The 21,496-nt window shown below is 45.0% G+C and carries 18 protein-coding genes; 2 read left to right on the top strand and 16 right to left on the bottom strand.

Annotated elements, in window-relative coordinates:
- Positions 1 to 112: 112 nt before the first annotated feature.
- The 12 genes from flgG to GWP43_RS03130 all read right to left on the bottom strand — a co-directional run bounded on the left by flgG (position 113) and on the right by GWP43_RS03130 (position 14,412).
- On the bottom strand, positions 113 to 907 hold the full coding sequence (gene flgG / locus GWP43_RS03185; protein WP_016524140.1) for a flagellar basal-body rod protein FlgG: 795 nt from the start codon (positions 905 to 907) through the stop codon (positions 113 to 115).
- A 14-nt stretch (positions 908 to 921) separates the two neighbouring features.
- On the bottom strand, positions 922 to 1,737 hold the full coding sequence (flgF, locus tag GWP43_RS03180; RefSeq protein ID WP_162662662.1) for a flagellar basal-body rod protein FlgF: 816 nt from the start codon (positions 1,735 to 1,737) through the stop codon (positions 922 to 924).
- 282 nt (positions 1,738 to 2,019) lie between these two features.
- Entirely contained in the window at positions 2,020 to 2,241 is a 222-nt protein-coding gene (csrA, locus tag GWP43_RS03175) for a carbon storage regulator CsrA (RefSeq protein WP_006188992.1), read from the bottom strand.
- Positions 2,235 to 2,681 (bottom strand): flagellar assembly protein FliW, encoded by a 447-nt coding sequence (gene fliW, locus GWP43_RS03170; protein ID WP_162662660.1) that lies wholly within the window; start codon positions 2,679 to 2,681, stop codon positions 2,235 to 2,237. Before fliW ends, csrA begins: the two co-directional genes overlap by 7 nt.
- Before the next feature lie 70 nt (positions 2,682 to 2,751).
- Positions 2,752 to 3,996 (bottom strand): flagellar hook-associated protein 3, encoded by a 1,245-nt coding sequence (locus GWP43_RS03165; protein WP_162662658.1) that lies wholly within the window; start codon positions 3,994 to 3,996, stop codon positions 2,752 to 2,754.
- On the bottom strand, positions 3,983 to 4,120 hold the full coding sequence (locus GWP43_RS03160) for a hypothetical protein (protein ID WP_162662657.1): 138 nt from the start codon (positions 4,118 to 4,120) through the stop codon (positions 3,983 to 3,985). The genes GWP43_RS03165 and GWP43_RS03160 overlap by 14 nt, the downstream gene beginning before the upstream one ends.
- Positions 4,121 to 4,239: 119 nt before the next feature.
- Positions 4,240 to 6,117: a flagellar hook-associated protein FlgK gene (gene flgK / locus GWP43_RS03155; RefSeq protein ID WP_162662655.1), complete on the bottom strand. Its 1,878-nt coding sequence runs from the start codon at positions 6,115 to 6,117 to the stop codon at positions 4,240 to 4,242.
- 170 nt (positions 6,118 to 6,287) lie between these two features.
- On the bottom strand, positions 6,288 to 6,782 hold the full coding sequence (locus tag GWP43_RS03150) for a hypothetical protein (protein ID WP_162662653.1): 495 nt from the start codon (positions 6,780 to 6,782) through the stop codon (positions 6,288 to 6,290).
- A gap of 426 nt (positions 6,783 to 7,208) precedes the next feature.
- Positions 7,209 to 8,756: a hypothetical protein gene (locus GWP43_RS03145; protein ID WP_162662651.1), complete on the bottom strand. Its 1,548-nt coding sequence runs from the start codon at positions 8,754 to 8,756 to the stop codon at positions 7,209 to 7,211.
- A gap of 117 nt (positions 8,757 to 8,873) precedes the next feature.
- Complete coding sequence (locus GWP43_RS03140) at positions 8,874 to 10,760, bottom strand: hypothetical protein (protein WP_162662649.1); 1,887 nt, start codon at positions 10,758 to 10,760, stop codon at positions 8,874 to 8,876.
- Positions 10,761 to 10,899: 139 nt separating this feature from the next.
- On the bottom strand, positions 10,900 to 11,661 hold the full coding sequence (locus tag GWP43_RS03135) for an outer membrane lipoprotein-sorting protein (RefSeq protein ID WP_230978140.1): 762 nt from the start codon (positions 11,659 to 11,661) through the stop codon (positions 10,900 to 10,902).
- A gap of 36 nt (positions 11,662 to 11,697) precedes the next feature.
- A complete protein-coding gene (locus GWP43_RS03130) occupies positions 11,698 to 14,412 on the bottom strand; it encodes an efflux RND transporter permease subunit (RefSeq protein ID WP_162662645.1) in 2,715 nt (904 codons plus the stop codon).
- Positions 14,413 to 14,670: 258 nt separating this feature from the next.
- Here GWP43_RS03130 and GWP43_RS03125 point away from each other — a divergent pair, with 258 nt between their 5' ends.
- A complete protein-coding gene (locus GWP43_RS03125; RefSeq protein WP_162662643.1) occupies positions 14,671 to 15,450 on the top strand; it encodes an oxygen-binding di-iron domain-containing protein in 780 nt (259 codons plus the stop codon).
- 11 nt (positions 15,451 to 15,461) lie between these two features.
- Positions 15,462 to 16,319, top strand: a complete 858-nt coding sequence (locus GWP43_RS03120) for a methyl-accepting chemotaxis protein (RefSeq protein WP_162662641.1) — start codon at positions 15,462 to 15,464, stop codon at positions 16,317 to 16,319.
- A 102-nt stretch (positions 16,320 to 16,421) separates the two neighbouring features.
- Here GWP43_RS03120 and GWP43_RS03115 read toward each other — a convergent pair whose 3' ends face one another.
- The 4 genes from GWP43_RS03115 to GWP43_RS03100 all read right to left on the bottom strand — a co-directional run bounded on the left by GWP43_RS03115 (position 16,422) and on the right by GWP43_RS03100 (position 21,478).
- Positions 16,422 to 18,515 carry a methyl-accepting chemotaxis protein gene (locus GWP43_RS03115; RefSeq protein ID WP_162662640.1) on the bottom strand — a complete coding sequence of 698 codons (2,094 nt, stop codon included), beginning with the start codon at positions 18,513 to 18,515 and terminating at the stop codon, positions 16,422 to 16,424.
- A gap of 67 nt (positions 18,516 to 18,582) precedes the next feature.
- Positions 18,583 to 19,233 (bottom strand): hypothetical protein, encoded by a 651-nt coding sequence (locus tag GWP43_RS03110; protein WP_230977998.1) that lies wholly within the window; start codon positions 19,231 to 19,233, stop codon positions 18,583 to 18,585.
- 91 nt (positions 19,234 to 19,324) lie between these two features.
- Entirely contained in the window at positions 19,325 to 19,996 is a 672-nt protein-coding gene (locus tag GWP43_RS03105) for a tetratricopeptide repeat protein (RefSeq protein WP_162662636.1), read from the bottom strand.
- A 12-nt stretch (positions 19,997 to 20,008) separates the two neighbouring features.
- Positions 20,009 to 21,478 (bottom strand): sigma 54-interacting transcriptional regulator, encoded by a 1,470-nt coding sequence (locus tag GWP43_RS03100; RefSeq protein WP_162662635.1) that lies wholly within the window; start codon positions 21,476 to 21,478, stop codon positions 20,009 to 20,011.
- Positions 21,479 to 21,496 lie beyond the last annotated feature (18 nt).

Below are 21,496 nucleotides of genomic sequence, written 5' to 3'. Positions count from 1 at the left end.
CAATTAGGGCAACCGCGCCAGACTGTTTTTTTAACAGCCCGCAGAATAATGGTTGCCCGTTTTCTACAACAAAATGTACGAAATTTCAGAAAAATTTCGTACAAAAGGAATACTACCGCTTTAAGCCGACTGCGGTACCGAGCATATTGTCGCTGGTTTGGATGGCTTTTGAGTTAAATTCATAGGCACGCTGTGCGACAATCATGTTGACCATTTCGCTGACGGTAGAGACGTTCGACATTTCCAAAAATTTATGCTCGGTTTTGCCGAAGCCGTTAAAGCCGGGGCGCCCTGCGATAGCCTGACCCGATGCCGGAGTTTGCCGGAACAAATTGCTTCCTTGAGCGGAAAGCCCGACCGGATTCTGGAAGCGGTACAGCTCAATCTGACCTACTTCTACCGGATCATCCTGCTCCCCTACCCGCACCGACACCCGGCCGTCTTGGCTGATTGCGATTGTGTGCGGAAGATAGTTTTCCGGGAAAATAATTTCCGGCAAACAGCGGAGTCCGTTTGAGGTTACCAACTGCCGGTCGGCATCGATTTTAAAGGAACCGTCCCGCGTATAGGCATAGGTACCGTCATATTGCAGCACACGGAAAAAGCCCTCTCCTGCAATAGCCACATCGGTAGAAACACCTGTGTTCTGCAGCGACCCTTGTTCAAAATTCCGCTGCGTTGCGGCGAGCTTTGCACCGTGCCCCATCTCAACGCCGACAGGTGTAATCGTATCTTCGGTTGCAGGGGTTCCCGCCGCCCGAATAGTCTGATACAGCAGGTCTTCAAACTCCGCCCGCTGCTTTTTAAAACCGCTGGTATTCACGTTTGCAAGGTTGTTTGCAACCGTATCGATATTTGCTTGCTGGCTGTTCATGCCGGTTGCGGCTGTCCATAAACTTCTTACCATCTTATTCTCCTACGCTATTTTACTTTCGCAACCTCGTTCCAAAGTTTACTCATCATTGTATCTTCGGATTGAATTGTCTTTTGATTTGCCTCATACGCACGGTTTACTTCGATCATGCGTACCATCTCGTTGACTACCTTAATATTTGAAGCTTCGACAAAGCCCTGTACTACAACGGGACGGTCGCCGCCCTCCGCAGCGATAGCAGTCCCCGACACGGGTGTGTCAAGATAAAAACTGGAACCGCGCTTTTTCAGATACCGGTCATTTTCAAAGGTAACGATTTTGAGCCGGTCGGTCAGCGTTGCATCCGAATCAGGTTCGGTCATCGGCCGCGCATAGACCTCTCCGTTTTGGTTTACCTTATATTCCTTGTCCTGTAAAAAAATACGTCCGTTTTCCCCAAGGACGGGATAGCCTTCTTTTGTCATCAAATAGCCTTCAACGCCGACGGTAAAGTTCCCGTTGCGGGTATACCGTTCACCGTAAGGGGTTTCCACGCAGAAAAAGCCTTTGCCTTCAAGCGCGAGATCGGAGGCCGCATTGGTCTGCTTTAAGGAACCCTGCTCAAACTCGGTAAAGATTTCATTCAGCTCCACCCCAAGGCCGAGTTTTCCGATAATGGGCGCAATGTCTGACGAACCAAAGGGATTTTTAACAACGCCGTCATCATTTAAGCGCCGTATCAGCAATTCGGGAAAATTTTTATGAGTCGCAACGTCCCGTTTATAGCTTGTCGTATCGGCATTTGCTAAATTCTGAGCGATAACGTCCAACTGTTTTTGCTGAGCGTTCATACCGCTTGCCGCAGTGTACCAACCTCTAATCATAAGAACCTCTCTGGCGAGCCTCTACAAACTACAGTTTTTAGAGGCTCATCTTTACTCAATATCGGCAAACAGGGAAAAATATGAAGTAATCTTAAAAAGGTTTTTATTCGTACGCAGAGAAGATTGTTCCACTCAGGGGATTCTCTTATCATCTTCTGCCTCCGTTAGTATACATCTCTTATACAGCACGAATGCAAAAATAGCCGGTAATAATTCATAATTATGCATTCTTAATTGTGAATTGACTTTCTCCGCTTCTTATACGGATTAAGATTTTTCTTTTTACTTCAACCCCAGTTGAGCGAGCGAATCGATATTGCCGGTCGCGAGTGCCGCTTTATTTTCGCGCTGAATTTCGTCGTAAATTTCTTCGCGGAATACCTTGACGGAGCGGGGGGCTTCAACGCCGATTTTAACCTGATCGCCCCGAACTTCAATAACGGTAATTTCAATTGAATCGCCGACGCGGATTTTTTGGTTTGTCTTTCGGGAAAGGATTAACATGACGAACCTCCGCGTTTCATTTCAGCGACGATATCATGCTTAGTCTTCCATTTTTCCCCGCCGATGACCAGCTGCATTGCCTTTTTATTCTTTTTATTGATAATGAGCGGCCCTTGCAAATTTGCCGTAATTGCCGAGCCGTCTGACGGAACGGTAACCAATGCGAACACCAGGACATCTGACGGAGACTCAATACCGAGCGGCTCAAGCAAACTGTCATCGATATCCAGTTCATAGTCAGGCCGGAAGATAAAAGGATCGATGGCGATAAACGCAAGCTCTGCATCGTCAAGCGACTGAATCCATATAAACGGCTTTTGCTTTGCATCGAGCAAGGCAAAGCGATGATATTTTTTAAATCCGTAAAAACCTTCAGACAGGGTGATGATCTGATCTTCTTCAATCTGAACCGTACCCAACGCCTTCGTTTTTATTTCCATACTAAAACTCCCTTTCTTTTGTCACCGTTAAACCTGTTCGGAAACTTCCGTTTCGGAACAGGTTACCTTGTTATCTTAAATAATTGAGCAGCGTGTTTTTATATAAATTGCCGACCGTGCTTAACGATGCTTGATGAGTATACTCATACATTTTAAGATCGGAAATCGCTTGTGTCAAATCCAAATCGGCTTCGCGGGATTCCGCTCCCGTTACGTTCGGTATCTGCATATTCAAACGGGCGAGCGCCGCTTCCGCGCGTTCATAGCGGGAACCGTTTTCCGCAAGCCGCGCTGCGAGGTTGTCGATAGCCCCGTCCACACTGCCGAGTACTTTGCCGCCGAGCGATTCATGGTCGCCTGCATACATCGCATTACGCATCGCGATTACCGCATCAAAAAGCGAACCGCCGGAAACGCGCACCGAATCGGCAAGGTTGTACGGCGGCCGCTGCTGAGGTTTCACAATGCCGAGCGAGGCAAGTACGTTTCCCTCTCCGGTATCGCGCAGCCAGAGCTGCCGTGCATCGGTGGTTTCGATATTCATACCGTTGGTAACAGGGTCGAGCGAAGCCTTAACCGCTGCGCCTGAGCTGTTGATCTTAGACATAATTGCATAGACGTTATCGCCTGCGATGAGCGGGATAGTAACGCCGTCTACCTCGATGGCACTGTCCTGCTGTACGATAAAGTTCCGTGCATCGGTTGCAGAAAAGAGCGTTTGCCGTTCCGCCCAGAAGATACGGTTCCCTGCCTGATTTGCCTCCATAAACGAAAGCTCATCGCTTTCCACCTGTTTAGTGTCGATGGAACCGTTGTACCGTACATTGGTAATAACGGCGGAACCGGCGCCATCGATATCGCCCATCACAATCTCAAAAGGTTCGGTAAAACTTTTCGTACCGGCAAAGAGACGGGTGCCGTCCGCGCTAAAACTGTTCGCTGTTTGAACAAGCTCGTATAACAGCTCATCTACTTCCGGCGCCATCTTTTTAAGATCCGAAGCAGTATAGGTACCGGTTGCACCCGCTACGGAAAGTTCGCGGAGCCGCTGCATAATATTGAGCGCACTCTGCATCGGCGCCTCCGCAACCTTATATTGGTCGTTGAGCGTCTTGGCATTTTTTTCAAAGCGGTCAAGCCGTGCCAGAAGCGATTTATAGCGTACCGAGTGTCCAGCCGCAACAGGATCATCACGAAGCTGCTGAATACGCCGCTGAGTACTGAGTTGACTGTTTACCTTGTGCAGCCTACTTTCCTGCCTCCGCACCGAATAGCTGCTATCCGAATGCTGCATATTTGAACTAATCCGTTGCATACTTACTCCTTTCGGCAAATGTATCAGGAATTTCTATGATCCCCGCAGAATAATAGAGGCTGTTCAATTGGAACTGCCATGGACGGCAGTGGTTCCATACAGCAGCGACGTTTTGTGCACCCACAAAACTCGCCTTCAACTGATGTACACGGATGTACAGCAGTTGAAGATGGCTCAAATGGTTGCCCTGCCTCTATTATTCTGCCGCTTTGATGAGCTTTTCCCTGATACATTTACCGTCACTTAGACACCCATTCTGTTGATAATGGTATCGAGCATCTCGTTGACGGTAGCGACAAAACGAGCAGTCGCATTGTAGCCGTGCTGGAATTTAATAATATCCGCCAATTCTTCGTCGATGTTGACACCGGAAATCGAGTCGCGCATATCACGGAGTTCCTTGCCGATAGCGGTTTGCGTATTCAACGCAAGCTCGGACTGTTCACCCTTTAAGCCCATATCGGTAACAGCTTCGGCGAAGAATTCATCGAAGGTGCGAGTGTTGCCGACCATAACCGGCGTATTCCGTATCTTCGCGATCGCGACGGCAGCGCGGTTGTCTCCGGGGTAGGGGATACCTTCAGGACTGGGGTAACCGGCGGCGATATTCTGTAAATCGCTTACCACAACCGGATTGATTTCCATCCAGCCGGAGGGGTGCGCAATGGGGGAAACGGCATACTGTGCGCCTTCCTGCGACAGTACGTTCACCGCATCGGGCTGCTGCCAGTCGTAGGCGTTTTCTGCACCGCTGCCGGTAAGCACACCGGCGTATCCCGCTAAAAAGCGTCCTGAATCTTCAACGTGTCTGATAACAAAGTCGGGATTTTCGGTATCCTGCGCCGCCGTCCCCTTGAGCACGAGTTTGTTGTTTTGGTCGAGATACGCGACGACTTCTGCCCCGGAACGATTGATGCGGTCTACAAGGTCGGCGACCATATCGGTGGAAGCGTAGGGTACTTGAACCGTTCCCGTTCCTGCGGAAAGGGTGATCGTCCCTTCCAATCCGATTTGTTCGCGCGGATCAAGACTATATGCGCCGGTCAAACGGAAGATATATGAAGAATCATATTCACCGTCGCCGTTCCGGTCGAAATTACCGACCGTATTGTTGATAAAATATTGTTCTTTGAAAAAATCAATACCGGTTTTTCCGTTTAAGCCCATTGCATTGCGATGAATGTCGTTAACCAGGTCGACAAAGTTCATCGCCATTGTATCGAGTTTATTGATTTCGTCGCGGACATCTCCGTCGCGCAGTTCGATAAGAGCAGCCAGCCTGCCGCCGCCGAAGTGTGCAAGATTGCCGGAGTCTTCCCATACGACATTGGCATACCCTTCGTTTGCGGTACCGCTTTTAAGCCCGAAAGTACGGAATGTTCGCCCCTGTACCAACTCCATACCATCCGAATAAATGATATAGGATTCGTCGGCATCTACCTTCTCTACAGAGATGGAGATAAGGTCGGCAAGTTTTTCGGTTAAAACATCGCGCTTATCCATCAAGTCGTTGGGATTATCGCCCATCGCTTTGACTTTTACGATTTCTTCATTGAGCGCCGCAATCTGCCGGGTAAAGGAGTTTACCTGCTTAACCCGCGCTTCAATGTCGCCGTTGATCATATCGCGGATGCCCTGCAATCCCCGATACTGGTGGTGCACGGCATCGGTCAGCGTTTTTGCGCGGGTTGCAACCGCACTGCGCGCCGCCGTCGATTCGGGATAGACTGACAGCTCCTGCCATGAATCCCAAAATTGATCGAGCCGTGTCCGTACGGAAGTATCCTCCGGCTCGTTATACAGCTGTTCCAGCATATAGATGTAGGAATCGCGTGTCTCCCAGTATCCCTGCTTATCGGTTTGGGCGACAATCCGCTGATCCAATAACTCGTCGCGCAGGCGGGTAATGGAGCTGACAGCAACACCCTGTCCGATTTGTCCGGGAGTTTCCGCCCGTGAAAGATCGGGACGGTACAGCGGCTCGTAAGAATCAAGCTGAACACGCTGACGGGTATATCCTTCCGTGGATGAGTTCGATATGTTATGACCGGCTGTTTGAATAGACTGCTGGTGTGCAAAAAAACTGCGTTTTCCCAATTCAATCGAAGCAAATGTAGACATTTTTTCTCCCATAAAAACTTTTACAGGAAATTTAAATTTCCAAAAAAGGTTTTAGCCGTGCGCATCAGCGCATTCGTAAAATAATCGAGTTTGCAACGCAAACTTGAGATAAAAAGCGATGGCGCTATTTCAGACAGCGCTTTTTATCTCGCCTTCTTGAATACTATCCGTTAAAATACCGTATCGATAACCAAACTGCTGTAATTTGATTGGCTCGGCGCACCGGTACGGGTATAAAATGCTGTTCTCGTACCGATTTCAGCGGCATCCATCATATCTTGTACCAGCGTCTGTACATGAGTAACGTAAGCGTCAAGCGTATCGTTTGCAGTTTTTGAGAGCTGCACCTGCTGTTGCAGGCGGCGATATAAATACGATAGCTTTTTTTGATTTTCTGCAGGCAGTGATGCAATATAGCCATAAAAATCACTCACCTCTTCGTTATACGGATCAAGCTGATTAAGAAGCAAAAAACACTGCTTATCAAGCCGTAAAAACTCATTGGAAGCCTGCGTACTTTTCAACACGCAGCGTTCAATGCCTTCCCATGAGCGGTTCCGCACGGAGTCGGAAAGCTCTTTTTGATATGCATATACTTCTTTCATCACGTTAATTTGCTGCTGTAAGACTTGTTCGATTTTCCCTGCAGCGGATACTTTGTCCATCTGATACCCCTTCTGCTACAGTGTCGGAATTTAGCGGAAAACCTTGAGGACAATCGGGAAACGCATCAGACGTTTTTATACCCCCATAGAATAATTGAGGTCGTTCAACCAGAGTTGAATCGCTTTGCGATTCAAATGGTCTCGCAACCTCAATTATTCTGTGGCAGTTGCTTTATTCATCTGATGCGTTTGCCTCTTTTAGAGAATAAAGTGCGTGAAATTTTGGATAAAATTTCACGCAGAAGGAAGGAAACGCATCAGACATTTTGGTGCATTGCCCGCAGAATAATTGTGGCAGTTGCTTTATTCATCTGATGCGTTTGCCTCTTTTATCGAAGAAAAAAAATGCACGAAATTTTGGAGAAAATTTCGTGCACGTGGTGTGAGGTGTGTTTTATAGGGAATCTCTAAAAAACTAGAGATGCCCTATAGATTGAGGAGGGTTGAAAGTGCGTTGAGGTTCGCGGTAATTTCGTCTTTAATGGCTTGCCACTCATTGACCTTTGTCTCAAGCACTTTAACCGTATCGTTAGGTATCACAATATCTTCAAGGATATTTTTACTGTATATAACCGATGCATCGGTTTCAAGTTGCACGGTATACTGCTCCGTATCCGGTGTCTTCAAGTCCATGCCGATGGTGTCGACTTTATAAATAATGATATCCGGTGCTTTTTCAACGGTTCCTAATGCCTGCATTGCAATATTCATAAGGACTTGTTTTGTACCTTTGTCCTTACCATCAAGACCGTTATATGCGGTTGCATCCATTCCTATTTTAAAGTTATCGTTCTGCTTCGTTGTATCGGCATAAAAATAGTAATGCATATCAATATCCGAAAGGGAGGATTTTTCGGTATCGTTTGTAACGGACATAGATGCCGAATAATCGATTTTGGCTGTCGTATCGGTAATAGTACCTTCGGTAGCAAATACAAAAGATATTATATCCGCTTTTGTATCTTTATCGATAAGTTTAGGATCGGTAATATTGAGCGTATACGTCATACCGTCAATCGGGTTTTCATAATTTTTAATACCGGTCTCAAGATGTACAATTTCTTTACCTTTGGTACTGACGGTGCATATATCCTTTATGACTAGATTGTCTTTAACAATCAATTCTTCTGTAAAAGAGCACTCCTTAATCTTGTCTTTTATTTCCGTATTGAATTTTTCTTCGATCTCTTTAAATTCTTTTTCAAAAAGGTTTTCATAAAAATTCCAGAGAGCTTTTATCCTGTTATCGTTTTTTACCGCATTTACCAGAGCCGGGATGAATTTAACGATATCATCATTATTGAATACGATGGAATATGTATCGCCATTCCGTGTGATAACCGCATGCTTATAGAGAATACCTTGAGCCTTATCATAACGCTTTTGCGACGCCTTATCCGGTTGAATGGAAGTAAATGTTCTGAGTGTATTATAGGTCAAATCGATATTGAGGTTTGCAGGAACTTCTTTAGGGGCAATAAGCGCAAGCGCTTTTCCGAGGTCTTGTGCAGGAATAGAAAAGGCTTTATTGAATATCGAAGGACTCGCCGCTTCAATATTTTTTTGTCCCATAACGATATTGATGACATCGGTTTTTTCTTCGTTTTGTAAAATATTATTGAATGCATAAGAAAACTTAAATGCTTGTGCCTTTTTATCGTTTATAAAGCGGCTCGTTACACCGATTTTATTTTCGATAACCGAATCAATGAACGGTGCTGCCGATTGCAAAAACTTTTCGACTTTCGGCCCCTGTATATCATAATCGGTAAGAAAAAAATTTAATTGTTCATAGCCGTTGTCGGCAATATCACTGCGCAGCATAAAATTGTTTTCAAATTTCGTAAATGAATTGATAAGCTTTTCAGCTGACGCGTTTTTAATGCTTATGATATTCTTTGCGTCTTTATTGCCGCACGATATTATAAAAATAAGAATCATAAGGCTAAAGACAAATAATTTACCGTGTTTCATACCGTATACTCCTTTAAAAAACACCGTTATAATAGAAATCTCTATTTCTGGGGCGCCCTACTATACCTCTTTTTCTACAAAGTGTCAGCATATCATCTCTAAAAAATTAATTAGTTTTCAAAATCGATACTCAAGACTTGCTTGGACAAAATGATTGTTTTTCCAGTTTGAAAACTCGCTCTTTTTATTTGCGGCATAAATGTAAGCGCCTGTTCCTTCTACGTACAGTTCATCTTTAATACGGTAGCGCAATTTAGGTATTATGACGAAATCGTTATGTTCTATGCCCCAGATACAGGTAAGGGAATCGGTGAGATTTTCATGCAGCCACGAATCGGAAATGTTGACGATCAACTTATTGTTGGTTGATTTTCCCGCCGTATTCCAATCCATGTCGAATTTCCCGTTCTCATTATTTTCTTTCACTTTTTTGAAGCCGAGCGTCCATGCGCCGAGGTTTTGGATATTAACATTGATGTTATTCAAGGGGATATCGACGTCAAATCCCATCACCCACTGAATGCTGTTGTTATGCACTGCAGGGTCGGTACCTTTAAAATCACCTGTCATGTAGTAGGCAAATTCAGACTTTAAATTGAACATTGCGATTGCCGTTCCCAGATCGATGCCGAAGATATGTACAGGATCGTAGTGTACGCAATCGGCAAGGCTTTTTCCGGCAAGCGCATTGGCGACCATAGCGTCTACGTCAATCGACGGCGTCTTATAGTGTCCGAAATAATACTGCCCCGCCATATCCACCGGCCCCGCCGAACCGGAAAGTCGTATACCGTACTGCCCATATTTGATGTTATGCATATCGGGTAAAAAGGCATTCATGCCGATTTTCACAAATTCATCAAATCGGAAACTCCCGATAACCGCATCGGCTGTTTTTAGACTTGCAATAAATTCCGTCTCCGCTTTTTTTGCTGTGTCGGCGATCTGTTTCGCTATAAAGGCTGTTGCCTGTGTTAAAAACGGCTCCCCTTGCAGCGCCGCTTTCAATTCCGCTTCAGTATAGGGGGTGCCGTCCGGTTTGGGAGGCAAAAACCTTTCAATGATTTCCGTAGTCGGTATGGTGATTTTCTGTTTTGCAAGATTTTCCAACAATTTTTTTATACTTTTTTTTCCAATAGTAATGCCCTCAAGTAAAGCGCTTTCATTAAGTTTCCCTACAATATCTTTCATATCAATGGTAATCGAATCGGGGATATTTTCTTTCAGTATCTTTGAAATAGGATCATGAAGCGCTTGTTGTAGTTTTGTTTCATCAAAAAAGAGTGAAAAAGCCGAAGTTGAATCGTTTATAGCCCCTAATAGATAATTGTGCGCACTCTGCTTTGCTCGGTACAGCTGAGGCGGTACCCACGGGCCGGACAACGCAATACGGTCGGGTGTCATAGACGGAGCCCATGCAAGTTCAAGCCGCAGCGGAATCGGGGCATTATAGGCAAAATGCACCATCGGTTCGCCTATTCTGCGGTCTATATAGGCGGGGATGGTAAAGTCGGTAAGGTCGTTCGCATTGAATACGTCGAGCACGTGAATCATATCGCCCTTGCCCCACACGAGCTTCAGTTTTCCGGCGGACAGCACGCAGTCGCCTAAATAAGCGCGCATCGTCAGTTCATTGAGGATATCGAGCGGATAATCCTTTACTGTCCGCACATTCAACTGCAAATCGGCGGACAACTCCGTTTTAGGGCTGCTATGACTTACCGTCAATCCGAACACGGGGATTGCATCAGCGCGCTTTACATCGGGATGTACCCAAAGCCGCGCATCCAGTTTGGCAAAGCCGTGCCATTCCAGTATTTTCTCCGATTTACTCATCGAAGCGGAATTCATTACGCCGTTCGTATCCGTTTCCGCTGAACTGAAATTTGTTTCCGCAGAATCAGGGACTATTCCGCCCCCATCATCAAAAAAAGAGGCCTGTGCAGCCAACGCTCTCAGCAGCGCAATTGAAACCAGTGCACACATCAAATACTTTTTCTTCATAACGCACCTCTCCGTATTCATCGCATCAGCGACGGACTCCTGCGGCAATTCAATGGATAATTGGTAATGCGTAATCAATTTGTAATTGGCAATTTGTAATACGTAATTACCCATCACAAATTATGAATTACCAATTATATTACAGTTTCCCCGTGTTTAAGAAATTCTGCGTAAACATTTTATCGTTGATCGGTTTGTCCAGTTCGAGCTTGAGGATGGTGATGCGGGTGGTATGTTTCGTCTGTACGTTTGTCATTTTCCCCTGCATAGGAATCCGATAGTCTCCCTGTTTTTCGATCTTCTCGATCTCCAAGACTTTCAGCAGTGCGCCTTTTTTATCGTACATTTCGATTTTAACCGGTATGGATGTTTCTTGATCGATGTATGAAATCCGTTTAAGGTACTGGCTTGACTTTACATTAACCGGTGTTGATTCAACTTTATAACAGGTATACGGGCCGACCGTTTCGGTTCCAAGCAGTTCGTGCGTATCTTCGTCGATTTTGCGCGTTTCCAGATCGTCATAACTAGCATCGGTGCCCATAAAGGACTTTGCTCCGTCAGCAGAAGCGATACGGCGGGTAGTGCGCAGCGCAGGCATATAGATCCACTTGTCGTTGGCACGGTCTTTATTCACAATTTGCAAAAAGCGCGTATCCTTTACCGAAGCAGGCTGTCGGAATATAATCAGCGCCGCGCCGGTTTTGTCTCCGGGATCCTTTGCCCATTCTTCGATCATACGTTCGTCGACGGAATTATTTGAATCGATCAATTCCATTTTTACGGCGCTATGGGTAAACCGCGGGCGCGGCACATCGAGCGACTTTTGTACGACACTTTTGCCGTCTTCGGCAGCAAGCACCCCAGCAATACCGGCAGCGAGCAACGGTATCAACACCATCTTTCTTATTAAGTGTGTCATCTTCACACCTCCTATCTATTTAGCCATAAAACGCGGTTTAAATATGTTGAGCAGCATCGGCAAAATCGTCATAGCTGCGACGGAGCCGGTCAGCATAACAACCGCGACTAGAAACCCGACAAACCGCAACACCACAAAGCGGGAAAAGCACAGCACGACAAAGCCGAACCCGACCGATGCGGCGTTGACCATAATGGCTTTTCCCGAAAGCTGTAACGTATTGACCGTTACGGCGGTTAAATCGTCCGTTCTTAGCCGCTCCTTATGATAGTTATTCATAAAGTGAACGGTATAGTCGATGCCGATCCCGATGGCAATCGCTGCCACCAGACTGGTTACCATATCGAGGTTAATACCGGTAAGTCCCATAATGCCAAAGTTCATCAGAATGGAAACGCCGAGTGGAACCGCACCGATAAGCCCTGCAAACGGAGAACGGTAATACAGGGACAAAATGCAAAACACAATCACAATGGCAAGCAGCAAACTGGATATCTGACTACCGATAATCATCGAGGTCATTGCAGTTTCAAGCTCCCCAAGGCCGGAGGCTTCCAACGTGTAGCCTTCGGGAAAATGCTGCTGCGCATACTGCGTCGCAGCATCGATAACCGCTTTTATCTTACCGGTGTCGTGAACGCGCATCATTATCTGCATACGGGTCTTTGACGGCTCCAGCTGCTCATCCACCAAATCATCAAGCGAACCTGAATACAATAGAAGATATTGCGAAATTAAGTTTTTTAATTCCTCACGATTAGCAACCGGATATTTTGAAACGTCGTAGGGAATTTCATCGTAAGCAGCTCCGTTGTAGTTCAGTTCCTTTTGCAGTGCGGCTATAAATTCGGGGAGTGTAACGTCCTTTCCTCCCGATTGCGCATACGCGGCGATAAAAAGCTCCATCACGTCATCGGCTGTCAATGCCTTTCCGCGATACCGTGCAGCAAAAGAAGGTGAAGTGTCGGCCGCGCGTGATACAGTCTGAACCGCAAGACTATCCGGTGAAGACTCAGCCGGTATTCTGCTGCCTTGTTCGGTATCGGAATCGGCAAAGAAACTTCCGGCATCCGAAAAGAAGCTCTCGCCGGATTGCGAACCTTTGTCGGCGGATTCGGCGGTCGCGGAATATTCGGTTTGCATATCTTTATGCATCACCTGATTAAGCCGCTTAATAAAATCGGAAAACGATAATATCGTGCCGATATCGGCGTAGTTATCCGTGAGGAAACCTGAAAGCCCGTCCATTTGTTTTAAAATTTCCGGATCGCAAAGCGCACCTTTCTTTTTACCGTCGATCACCAGACTAAACCCCGTAGAGCCGACATAATGACTGTCGATGTAAGAAACACCTTCCCGTATTTCGGAGTTTTTAAGGAAATACTCCAAAAAAGCCGACTCAATATTTAACTGATAGATGCCCCAGATCGAAAGATTGATAATGACAAGCAGCATGATGATAAACCCCGCCCGATGTCGGTTAAAAAAGAGATAAATCCTATGCATCATCCCTTTTTCGTCTATCTTTATCCCCAATGCGGCAAGCCGCGCATTTTGCTTTGTCGAATGCATCTGCATCTTTTTTTGCTGTTTTTGCACAAGACTCATGGGTTTCAGGATCAACAATGCAGGGATAAGTAGAAATGCTATAACCAATTCGATTACAATACCGTAAGCGCTGAACGTTGCAAAGGATTTTAGCGGTTTTATCGGGCTGGTGATGGTGGATATAAACCCTGCGATTGTCGTAATACCTGCAAGCAGTACCGGCGCACGAACTCCTTTCAGCGATTCAGCGACGATGGCGCGATGGCGTTCCTGTGAGGGGATCGGCGGCTCCGTTTCAAGATGCTGATAATAATGATTGACAATGTGAATACCGTAAGCGGAGCCGACGGCGATCAGCAGTACCGGCAAGCAGCTCGAAACGATAGTCAACGGTTCTCCGATAAGAGCCATCGTGCCGATCGTCCATACCGTACTGATAAGCACCGCAAGCAGCGGCAGAATAGTTCCTTCAATATTCTTAAAAGATAAAAACAGACAGAGTAATACCACTGCAGTGATCAGCGGGATAAGATTGCGTAAATCCGCATACATAAAAAGCTTTGCATGTTCGGCAAGTACCGGATCACCGGCAATTTTATACGATACCCCGTTTACCGTTTGCAAATTCCGCTTGACTATCTCTACCGTATTATTATAGAGCGTACTGACTTCGGTAGGCGTACTCGTTGAGGCGATAGTTACGACAATCTGCACGCCTTTAAAACTATCCGAAATAATCGTACCGAGGTAGGCGTGCGGCCATTCAAAAATTTTCTGCTTTATCGCTTGAATTTCCGCCGCAGTTCCCGAAAACCGTTCGGGGAGTAATGGTTCTACAACAAGGGCGCCGTCCATAGCGGTAATAAACTCGATATCGGTTAAAGACCGTACCTTTACGACATTATCGAGTAACGCAAGCTCTTCGGAGATATTTTTAATTGCAGCGATATAATCAGGGCGAAGAATAGTATCTTCATTAGTTTCCAGCACGATATCCATCGCATATTGATCGCCAAAGTCCTTTGTTAACTGTTTGAACCTGATATTCGACGGATGCTCTTCCGGGAAGAAATGACGTAACTCATTATCCATGTTGATTTTCGGAATCATAAAGCCGAAAAATACGGTAACAACTGCAATAACCGCTATTACCGTATACGCATACCTCTCTCCATATTTCATATTTGTAACCTTCCGGCGTATTTTTTTGTTTATGTTAATTTTATTATGCCTTCTTATAGAATTTACTGAATTATCCGTAATCGTCAATATCATTTTCAAAAAAAAGTAAACGTCGTATACCATACGGGATCATTCATCTACTGATAAACTGCTAATATTAGGGATCATTCTCCACTTGACTTGCCTCTCATTTGATTTATCGATATACTGCAAGTATATGTTGAATACAGTCTTTAGATACGAGGTAGTAGGAAAATAATGACATCTGATGCAAATGTACGTGTGCAAGGCAAGATTCTTTACGAAGATGAGAATCATAAGTTTATCTGGCTGGGCGGCGAAACAAAATACCGGAAGGGCGCCGTACAGACCATGCAGTACTTGATCATCGATAACGGTCGCGGAATCCTACTGGATCCGGGTGGGGTGCATCTTTTCTCGCAGGTAGTAACCGCCGTCAGTAGGTTTATATCAGTAGATAAAATCGACATCATCTTTTTCTCTCATCAAGATCCCGATGTATCTTCCGGCATTGCCCTGTGGCTTGGTATTACACAGGCACAGATTTATATTTCTTCTCTTTGGCTCCGTTTCATGCCTCACTTCGGCATTGTTGACGTTTCGCGTATGACCGGCATTCCTGACAAGGGTATGAGCATTTCTTTGACTTCCGGCAATAAGCTGCGATGTGTACCTTCCCATTTTATGCATTCGCCGGGACAGTTTTCGCTCTTTGACGAACGTTCTCGTATCTTGTTTAGCGGTGATATTGGCGCCGCCGTATTTGAAAAAGAAGAAGACGAAACGCTCTTTATCGACGATTTCCAAAAGCATATCCCATTGATCGAACCCTTCCACGTTAGATATATGGCAGCCAATAAGATTGTCAAGCGCTGGGTTGAAGCAGTGCGACTATTGAACCCGTCTGTTATTGCGCCTCAGCACGGAGCTGTTTACACCGATGATAAGGTAGAGCTCTTCTTAGATTGGCTTTCTCATTTGCAATGCGGCATAGATTATCTTGACCGGTTATTTTAGGAAATGACTATATGGTAGAAGAACAAGAAGCGCTTCAAAATTTTACCGATTTAGTAGATAAAATTGTCGTTAAATACAACAAAGGTGTTGTCTTAGACTTTGTAACGCAGCATTCGTTTCAAATTATCAAAAGCTCGATGGAGCAGCTGGAAGAACGGTTTGAAACTATCCTTTCGGTCTTTGAAGAAATTCAAAAAGAGAGTAGTTCTTCTGCTGCGAATGCTGTTCGTGTTGATAATCTGCTGGATACGGCGCTCGGCAGCAGAAAAACGCTGCAAAAAGAAATCCATAAACGACTTGATGAAATCGATGAAGCGGCATCCACGGCACAAATAACAGCTGCCTCGTTTGAAACACTCAAGGAACACACCGGAGAAGTTAAAGCGATGGTCTCTGACATCCAAAACATTTCGGTAAAAACCGGTATTTTGGCTATTAATGCTTCAATCGAAGCCGCTCACGCAGGCAAAGCCGGTGACGGTTTTAGAATTATTGCAAATGAAGTACGAAATCTTTCTACCCAAACCGGTACCTTCGCCAAGATGATCGAAACGAAAATGGCAGAATTGCAGTCATCGGTAAAGAGCATCAGTGAAAGTATGTCTCTTTTTATTTCGCTCTTTTCGGAATTTCAAAAATCTTTTACCGGTATTCTTGCCAATTACGATAAAAATTCGGAAACCTTGGATGCAGCAGGTTTTTCGTTAGCAGAAATCTCATCTTCGATTAAAGAGCAAGATGGCAGTATACACGAAGGCTTCAACTCGCTTAAGGCTATCAACGAGTTTCTAAAAGAGACAGGGGCAATACTGGATGTCGTACAGACCAGTCATCAGCATTTAGGTACCTTATTGCAGAAAAAAGAATAGAGGAAACGTTACTCCGTTCTCGCTCAAAAATGAATATCCATGTCCATTCTTAGGCGTACTGAAACGTATTATCTTTTTATCGAGAAAAAAGGAAAATATCCCCTATTTGACCTTAAATTTTCCCACTTCGTTTGCGAGCCTTGCGATACTTTCTCGATTCTTCTGCGTCATCGTATTAACTTCTTGTACAGCGTTGTTAATTTGCACGGCGCCGGAAGCCATTTCGTTCATACTATTGGTGATAATGCGTGTTAATTCGTCGAGTGTATGCATTTCGTGTGCAGCACCTTCTCCGCCTTTCAGCATTTCTTCTGAGCCGGCTTGTACTTCGGTTGTTACGATGTTAATGTTTTTAATAGCCGATAAAATCTCTTTACTACCGTGTTCTTGCTCTTTCATTGCTGCTGTTAAAAGATTGCTCATCGATTTTACTTGTTCCGCCAATTCAAAAATCAAATTGAATTTCCCTTCGACAATTTTAGACGAAGTGGACAGTGTTTCGATTTCCGCAGTTAAGGATTTAAGCGTTGCTGTAATTGTCTTTCCCTGCATTGCAGAATCTTCCGAAAGCTTACGGATTTCATCGGCGACAACAGCAAACCCTTTTCCGGCTTCTCCCGCATGGGCAGCCTCGATTGCGGCATTCATTGCAAGCAGGTTGGTCTGCGAGGCGATATGTTGAATAACATTAGAGGCTTCCATTAACGAACCGGATTCTTCGGCAATCTTCTGTGTTACGGCATTAGAAGTTACTAAGGCTGCTTTCCCGTCTCCCGTAGCCGAAACAAAGTTTTTGATAATTTGATCGGTTTTCCCGAGTGTTTGACCGATCGAAGCAATATTTGCAACCATCTGCTCTATTGAAGACGAAGATTGTGCGACGCTGCCTACCTGCGTTTCGATACTGCTATTTAATTGCTTGATTGTTCTAATAATCTCTTCAACGGTTGCCGCCGTTTCGGTAACGCTTGCTGCTTGGTTGATCATTTTCTCTTTTACCGTTTCTGTCGTTGCCGTAATTTGCCGTATTGCGCTTGCCGTTTCAAGCATATTATCTGCAAGATTGGTGCCGGTTACTTCCATGTCAGCTGTATTCGCTTCTATCGAGCGGATTGCATCGGCAATTTTTCCGATTGTTTCATTAAAATATCGTGCTATATCGGTAAGCTCGTCTTTTCCCTTTACCGGTAGTGAAACCGTTAAGTCTCCCGTTCCCTGCGCTATCTCTTTTAGGGCAGTAGCCGTTTTCTGTAGCGCTCGGGAAAGTCCCAACGACACGACAAAAATAATGCAAACAACCAAGGTCACCAATATCGTATCGATAATGATAATAAGCCTAATAGCAACCATATATTTTTGCCGGTAATCCGTCGTAATAAGCGTCCATCCCGTCGTAGATATCTTTGCATAAGCGGCATCTTTTATCGCCCCTTTATATTTATAAGATCCGGAGCCGGAAGTTGTCGATTGAACCGCTGTATGCTCAAAACGGCCTATACTTTCAAGTTCTTTATCCGATTGAGATTTTACGTATGCGTTTTCTTGTGAATAAATAAGTGCGACATCATGGTCGGCAATAGTAACACCGTCTTTGTCCAAGATATAGACTTCACCGCTCTCTCCAATTTTTATATTCCGTATTGTCTCATATATTTTGAGCCCATCGTATACGGTTGCAATTGTACCGATGATTGCTTTATCTCTTCCGTAAATGGGCGCCGCTATAGTGCAAACAAGCGATCCGTCTTTATACGAAGGGTATGGCGTACTGAGGAAAAATTCTCCTTGTATGCTCTTTTGGAACCATTCAAAATTCTTAGCATTTGCTGTCGTACCATCAGTTCTATAAGCATTCCCTTGGGCGTCGGTTACAATCATCCGCAAGCATCCGTCTTTCTTAGCTATTTCTGCCTCACTTTTTAAAATTTCTATTTTTTCGGACAGGGGAGTGTTTGGATTTGAAACTACCGATCCCCGAGCTAATGTTTCCATTTGTATCCTAAATTTTTCAATATATGTTTGCTCAAATATCGTAGCTTGATTTTCTGCAAGCGTTATTAAATGGGAAGCTGCTTGCCGCTCGAGCGCAAGGCGGGAGCTGCGAACAGAAATAAAATTAATAGTTACCATTGAAACGGTGAATAATAAACCGAAAGTGAGTGACAAGCGTGCTTTAAGCGGAAATCTCTTGAGCATAATCATTCCTTAATATTTTAATCTCATATTTTATATATCGTTAAAATATCAGCACTTATTGAGTATTTTACGGATTTTTTTTCTCTATTAAAATGTATCCTAGATATTCCAATGCACTGTGGAGCGTACTAAACGTTGCCGTGTATCCATAGCTGACAGCATAAAAATTTACACACCAGTATGTTTCTGTTCCTCCCGATACGGAAGCCTGCTGTACATCGTCATCACCTACGGTAATATTGTCTTTATTAAAGGTGCGTTTGGCATGGGGAATTCTGTCATCCCTTTGCGGTATACCCTGTTGAATTCCGTTTACGGTAAGCTGTGCAGGATCGCTAACCGGTGAGCCGTAGTCTTGTAAACGGAAACGAACAGAGGCATCGGATGGATATGTACCAATCAACGGGCGTGTATATATACCGGTCGCCGCTAGGCGATAGTATTTCTTAGTGTTTTCCAAATACTCTGCTGCTGTGAATGGGTTATCATCATTATATTGGTCGATTCTACTACGGTCGTTTTCGCAGTCATTTTTTCGTTCATAGATGCGGTAGTAAATTTCCGTTCCCTTAATGTACCCCGCTGCATGTGCTGTATTTGCAGAATCTGCAGTTTTGAACTCACAATATCGATCATTTAGGGCGGTCAGATTACTGGGATTATGCCCTGAACGTTGCGGCTTTTCAAGATAGATAAAACTTGGAATACCGCAGGCCATTATGAACAGGCCAGTAAAACAGAAAAAAAGAAAAGTGTATCGCTGATATAAAAGCCGTAACAGCGGCATAATCCCTTATAGTACCTTCCCGCTAATTGATGGAAAGTGCAATAATCCGCGATTTTGCAAGCAGTGTCCAATCGTTATCGGGGTAGGCTTCCGTAAGTTTTGTATATGCTTCAATCGCCTTATCCGGATGAGCAAGGCTTTCTTCAAGCCGTCCGATGTTAAATAATGCTCGGGGCTTCAGCGGAAAGTCCTCTAAGGCTGCTGATAAGGTATACAGTTCCAATGCTTTATCGTGCTGCTGTAATTCATCTGCACAGACTGCTGCATTAAAATAGGCAATACCGGCGGTATAAGCTTTCGGCAGCGCCTCTCCTGCCTTTTGGTAAAAGGCGAGCGCTTTTTCCCAATCCTTGCGGAGCACATAGATTTCTCCGAGAGTCGTATACGCCCGAAATGCGGCATACGTGTGGCCGTTTGCTACGGCCTGTTTTCCCAATTTTTCGGCAAGGGCATCTTCCTTTGCCGTCATATCTTCAGCATTTTTATCCCGTAAATCAGCCCATTCGGAGATAATTGCTTCCGTTTCTACGGATGCACTTTTTGCGGCACGTGTCGTCATTGCCGACGCAATCAAAGCGACAGCGACAACGGCACAAATTACTCCCAGTATAATGACAATCGGTTTCCGATGTTGAGTTAAAAATTGTCCGCAGCGTTCCGAAAAAGAAAGCGTTTGATCGTTTTGTTCTGTCATATATGTCTCCCGTTAATTTTTTATGTTTAATTCTTTCATCAATCGTGAAAGATATGTTCTTTGAATTTTGAGTATTGAAGCCGCCGCCGTTTGATTTCCGCCGGTTGTTTCAAGTACCGTTCTGATATATGTCCGCTTAAACGCATCCGTTGCAGATTTAAGGCCGCCAACGTCTCCGGCCGACACTGCGACAGTAGAGCGGGGAAATAAATATTCAGCGGTAACAAGCGGCGGACATCCGTTTAAGCACCCGTATTCTACAGTATTTTTTAGCTCCCGTATATTTCCCTTCCATTCCGCTTGTTGTAACGCTTCGTGAGCATCCGGCGAAAAATCAATAAACGGCTTCCGCATTTCCTGCGCCGCTTGGTGCAAAAAAAACCGAGCGAGTGCATCTATATCTTCTTTGCGTTGCCGCAGCGGCGGTATATACAGCGGCAATACGTTTAATTTACCGTATAGTTCCGACAGGAAATCTCCTTCGCGGGTTAACTGCTCGATATCGCGGGATGTTGAGGCAATCAACCGTATGTTTCCGCTGCTTTGTTCAAGCTGTAAAATCCTGTCTAAAAGCCTCTTTTGGAGTGAAAGCGGAATGGCGGCTGCTTCATCAAGGAACAACGTTCCTCCTTCCGCTTGTTTAAAACAGCTTTCATCGGAAACATCTGTGCTGTCCGACTTAGCACCGAATAAGCGGTGTGCAAGTAGCTCCTCTGCCGGTTCGGCACAATTCACACGAATAAAGGGATAATCCGCTCGACGGCTGTAAATATGCAACTGCTTTGCAACAGATGTCTTTCCTACTCCGTTTTCCCCTATAATAAATACCGGTATATCGGAAAATGCCAGCTGTTTACAGAGTGCGAGTTTTTCCCGCATTACCGGACTGGCCGCTATAAAGGGAGTTTCTTTCGCTTCACGGTCTGTTCGCTGTTCCGTGTATTTTACAGTATCCACATAGAGTCGGTATGCACACGAAGTACGATAAACCGGTGCAGCGTATCCGGCTATAAGGCTCAATAACGAAAGATCGGCCTCTGAAAAATTTCCTCCATCTTTTTTATCCACTGCTTCAAGTATTCCTATACGGAAATCCTCTATACGTAGCGGTACTGCAATAAATCCCGATGCCGAATAAGGAGTTTCATCCATACCGTTTGAGGTAAAGCGGCTTTCCGTATCGGGCGTATTCATTCTTAACGGTTCGTTTTGTCGTAACACCCATGCCGCTGCTGCCGGTAATGCTCTTTTTGCGTCAATGCAATAAAAGGTGTCATCGCATATATAGGCAATCGTCCGGGCATTTTGGAGTGTTTCATCCGCTAAAAAAAGAGAAGCAGCGGTACTGCCCACTGCTTGCATAGTCGAACGGAGAATAAGTTCGAGCAAGGTATCACCCGAAGCCAAAGCACCGCGGGTGAATAAGGGTGTGTTGATGAGAGCAGCTAATCTTTCGGGTAAAATACGGCCTGAGATATACATACGCTGCCCTCACGGCAA

Origin of the sequence: Treponema vincentii, from assembly GCF_010365865.1 — a bacterium.
In the GTDB taxonomy this organism is placed as follows: Bacteria; Spirochaetota; Spirochaetia; order Treponematales; family Treponemataceae; genus Treponema.
The sequence above is the reverse complement of the archived record's forward strand: the minus strand, read 5'-3'. Positions and strand labels throughout refer to the sequence as shown.

Coding starts and splice junctions, on each gene's coding strand:
- csrA (WP_006188992.1), bottom strand. CDS start 2,241: ATGTTAATCCTTTCCCGAAAGACAAACCAAAAAATCCGCGTCGGCGAT.
- GWP43_RS03125 (WP_162662643.1), top strand. CDS start 14,671: ATGACATCTGATGCAAATGTACGTGTGCAAGGCAAGATTCTTTACGAA.
- flgF (WP_162662662.1), bottom strand. CDS start 1,737: ATGATTAGAGGTTGGTACACTGCGGCAAGCGGTATGAACGCTCAGCAA.
- GWP43_RS03145 (WP_162662651.1), bottom strand. CDS start 8,756: ATGAAACACGGTAAATTATTTGTCTTTAGCCTTATGATTCTTATTTTT.
- GWP43_RS03130 (WP_162662645.1), bottom strand. CDS start 14,412: ATGAAATATGGAGAGAGGTATGCGTATACGGTAATAGCGGTTATTGCA.
- flgK (WP_162662655.1), bottom strand. CDS start 6,117: ATGTCTACATTTGCTTCGATTGAATTGGGAAAACGCAGTTTTTTTGCA.
- GWP43_RS03140 (WP_162662649.1), bottom strand. CDS start 10,760: ATGAAGAAAAAGTATTTGATGTGTGCACTGGTTTCAATTGCGCTGCTG.
- fliW (WP_162662660.1), bottom strand. CDS start 2,681: ATGGAAATAAAAACGAAGGCGTTGGGTACGGTTCAGATTGAAGAAGAT.
- GWP43_RS03150 (WP_162662653.1), bottom strand. CDS start 6,782: ATGGACAAAGTATCCGCTGCAGGGAAAATCGAACAAGTCTTACAGCAG.
- GWP43_RS03115 (WP_162662640.1), bottom strand. CDS start 18,515: ATGCTCAAGAGATTTCCGCTTAAAGCACGCTTGTCACTCACTTTCGGT.
- GWP43_RS03135 (WP_230978140.1), bottom strand. CDS start 11,661: ATGGTGTTGATACCGTTGCTCGCTGCCGGTATTGCTGGGGTGCTTGCT.
- GWP43_RS03105 (WP_162662636.1), bottom strand. CDS start 19,996: ATGACAGAACAAAACGATCAAACGCTTTCTTTTTCGGAACGCTGCGGA.
- GWP43_RS03120 (WP_162662641.1), top strand. CDS start 15,462: ATGGTAGAAGAACAAGAAGCGCTTCAAAATTTTACCGATTTAGTAGAT.
- GWP43_RS03110 (WP_230977998.1), bottom strand. CDS start 19,233: ATGGCCTGCGGTATTCCAAGTTTTATCTATCTTGAAAAGCCGCAACGT.
- flgG (WP_016524140.1), bottom strand. CDS start 907: ATGGTAAGAAGTTTATGGACAGCCGCAACCGGCATGAACAGCCAGCAA.
- GWP43_RS03165 (WP_162662658.1), bottom strand. CDS start 3,996: ATGCAACGGATTAGTTCAAATATGCAGCATTCGGATAGCAGCTATTCG.
- GWP43_RS03100 (WP_162662635.1), bottom strand. CDS start 21,478: ATGTATATCTCAGGCCGTATTTTACCCGAAAGATTAGCTGCTCTCATC.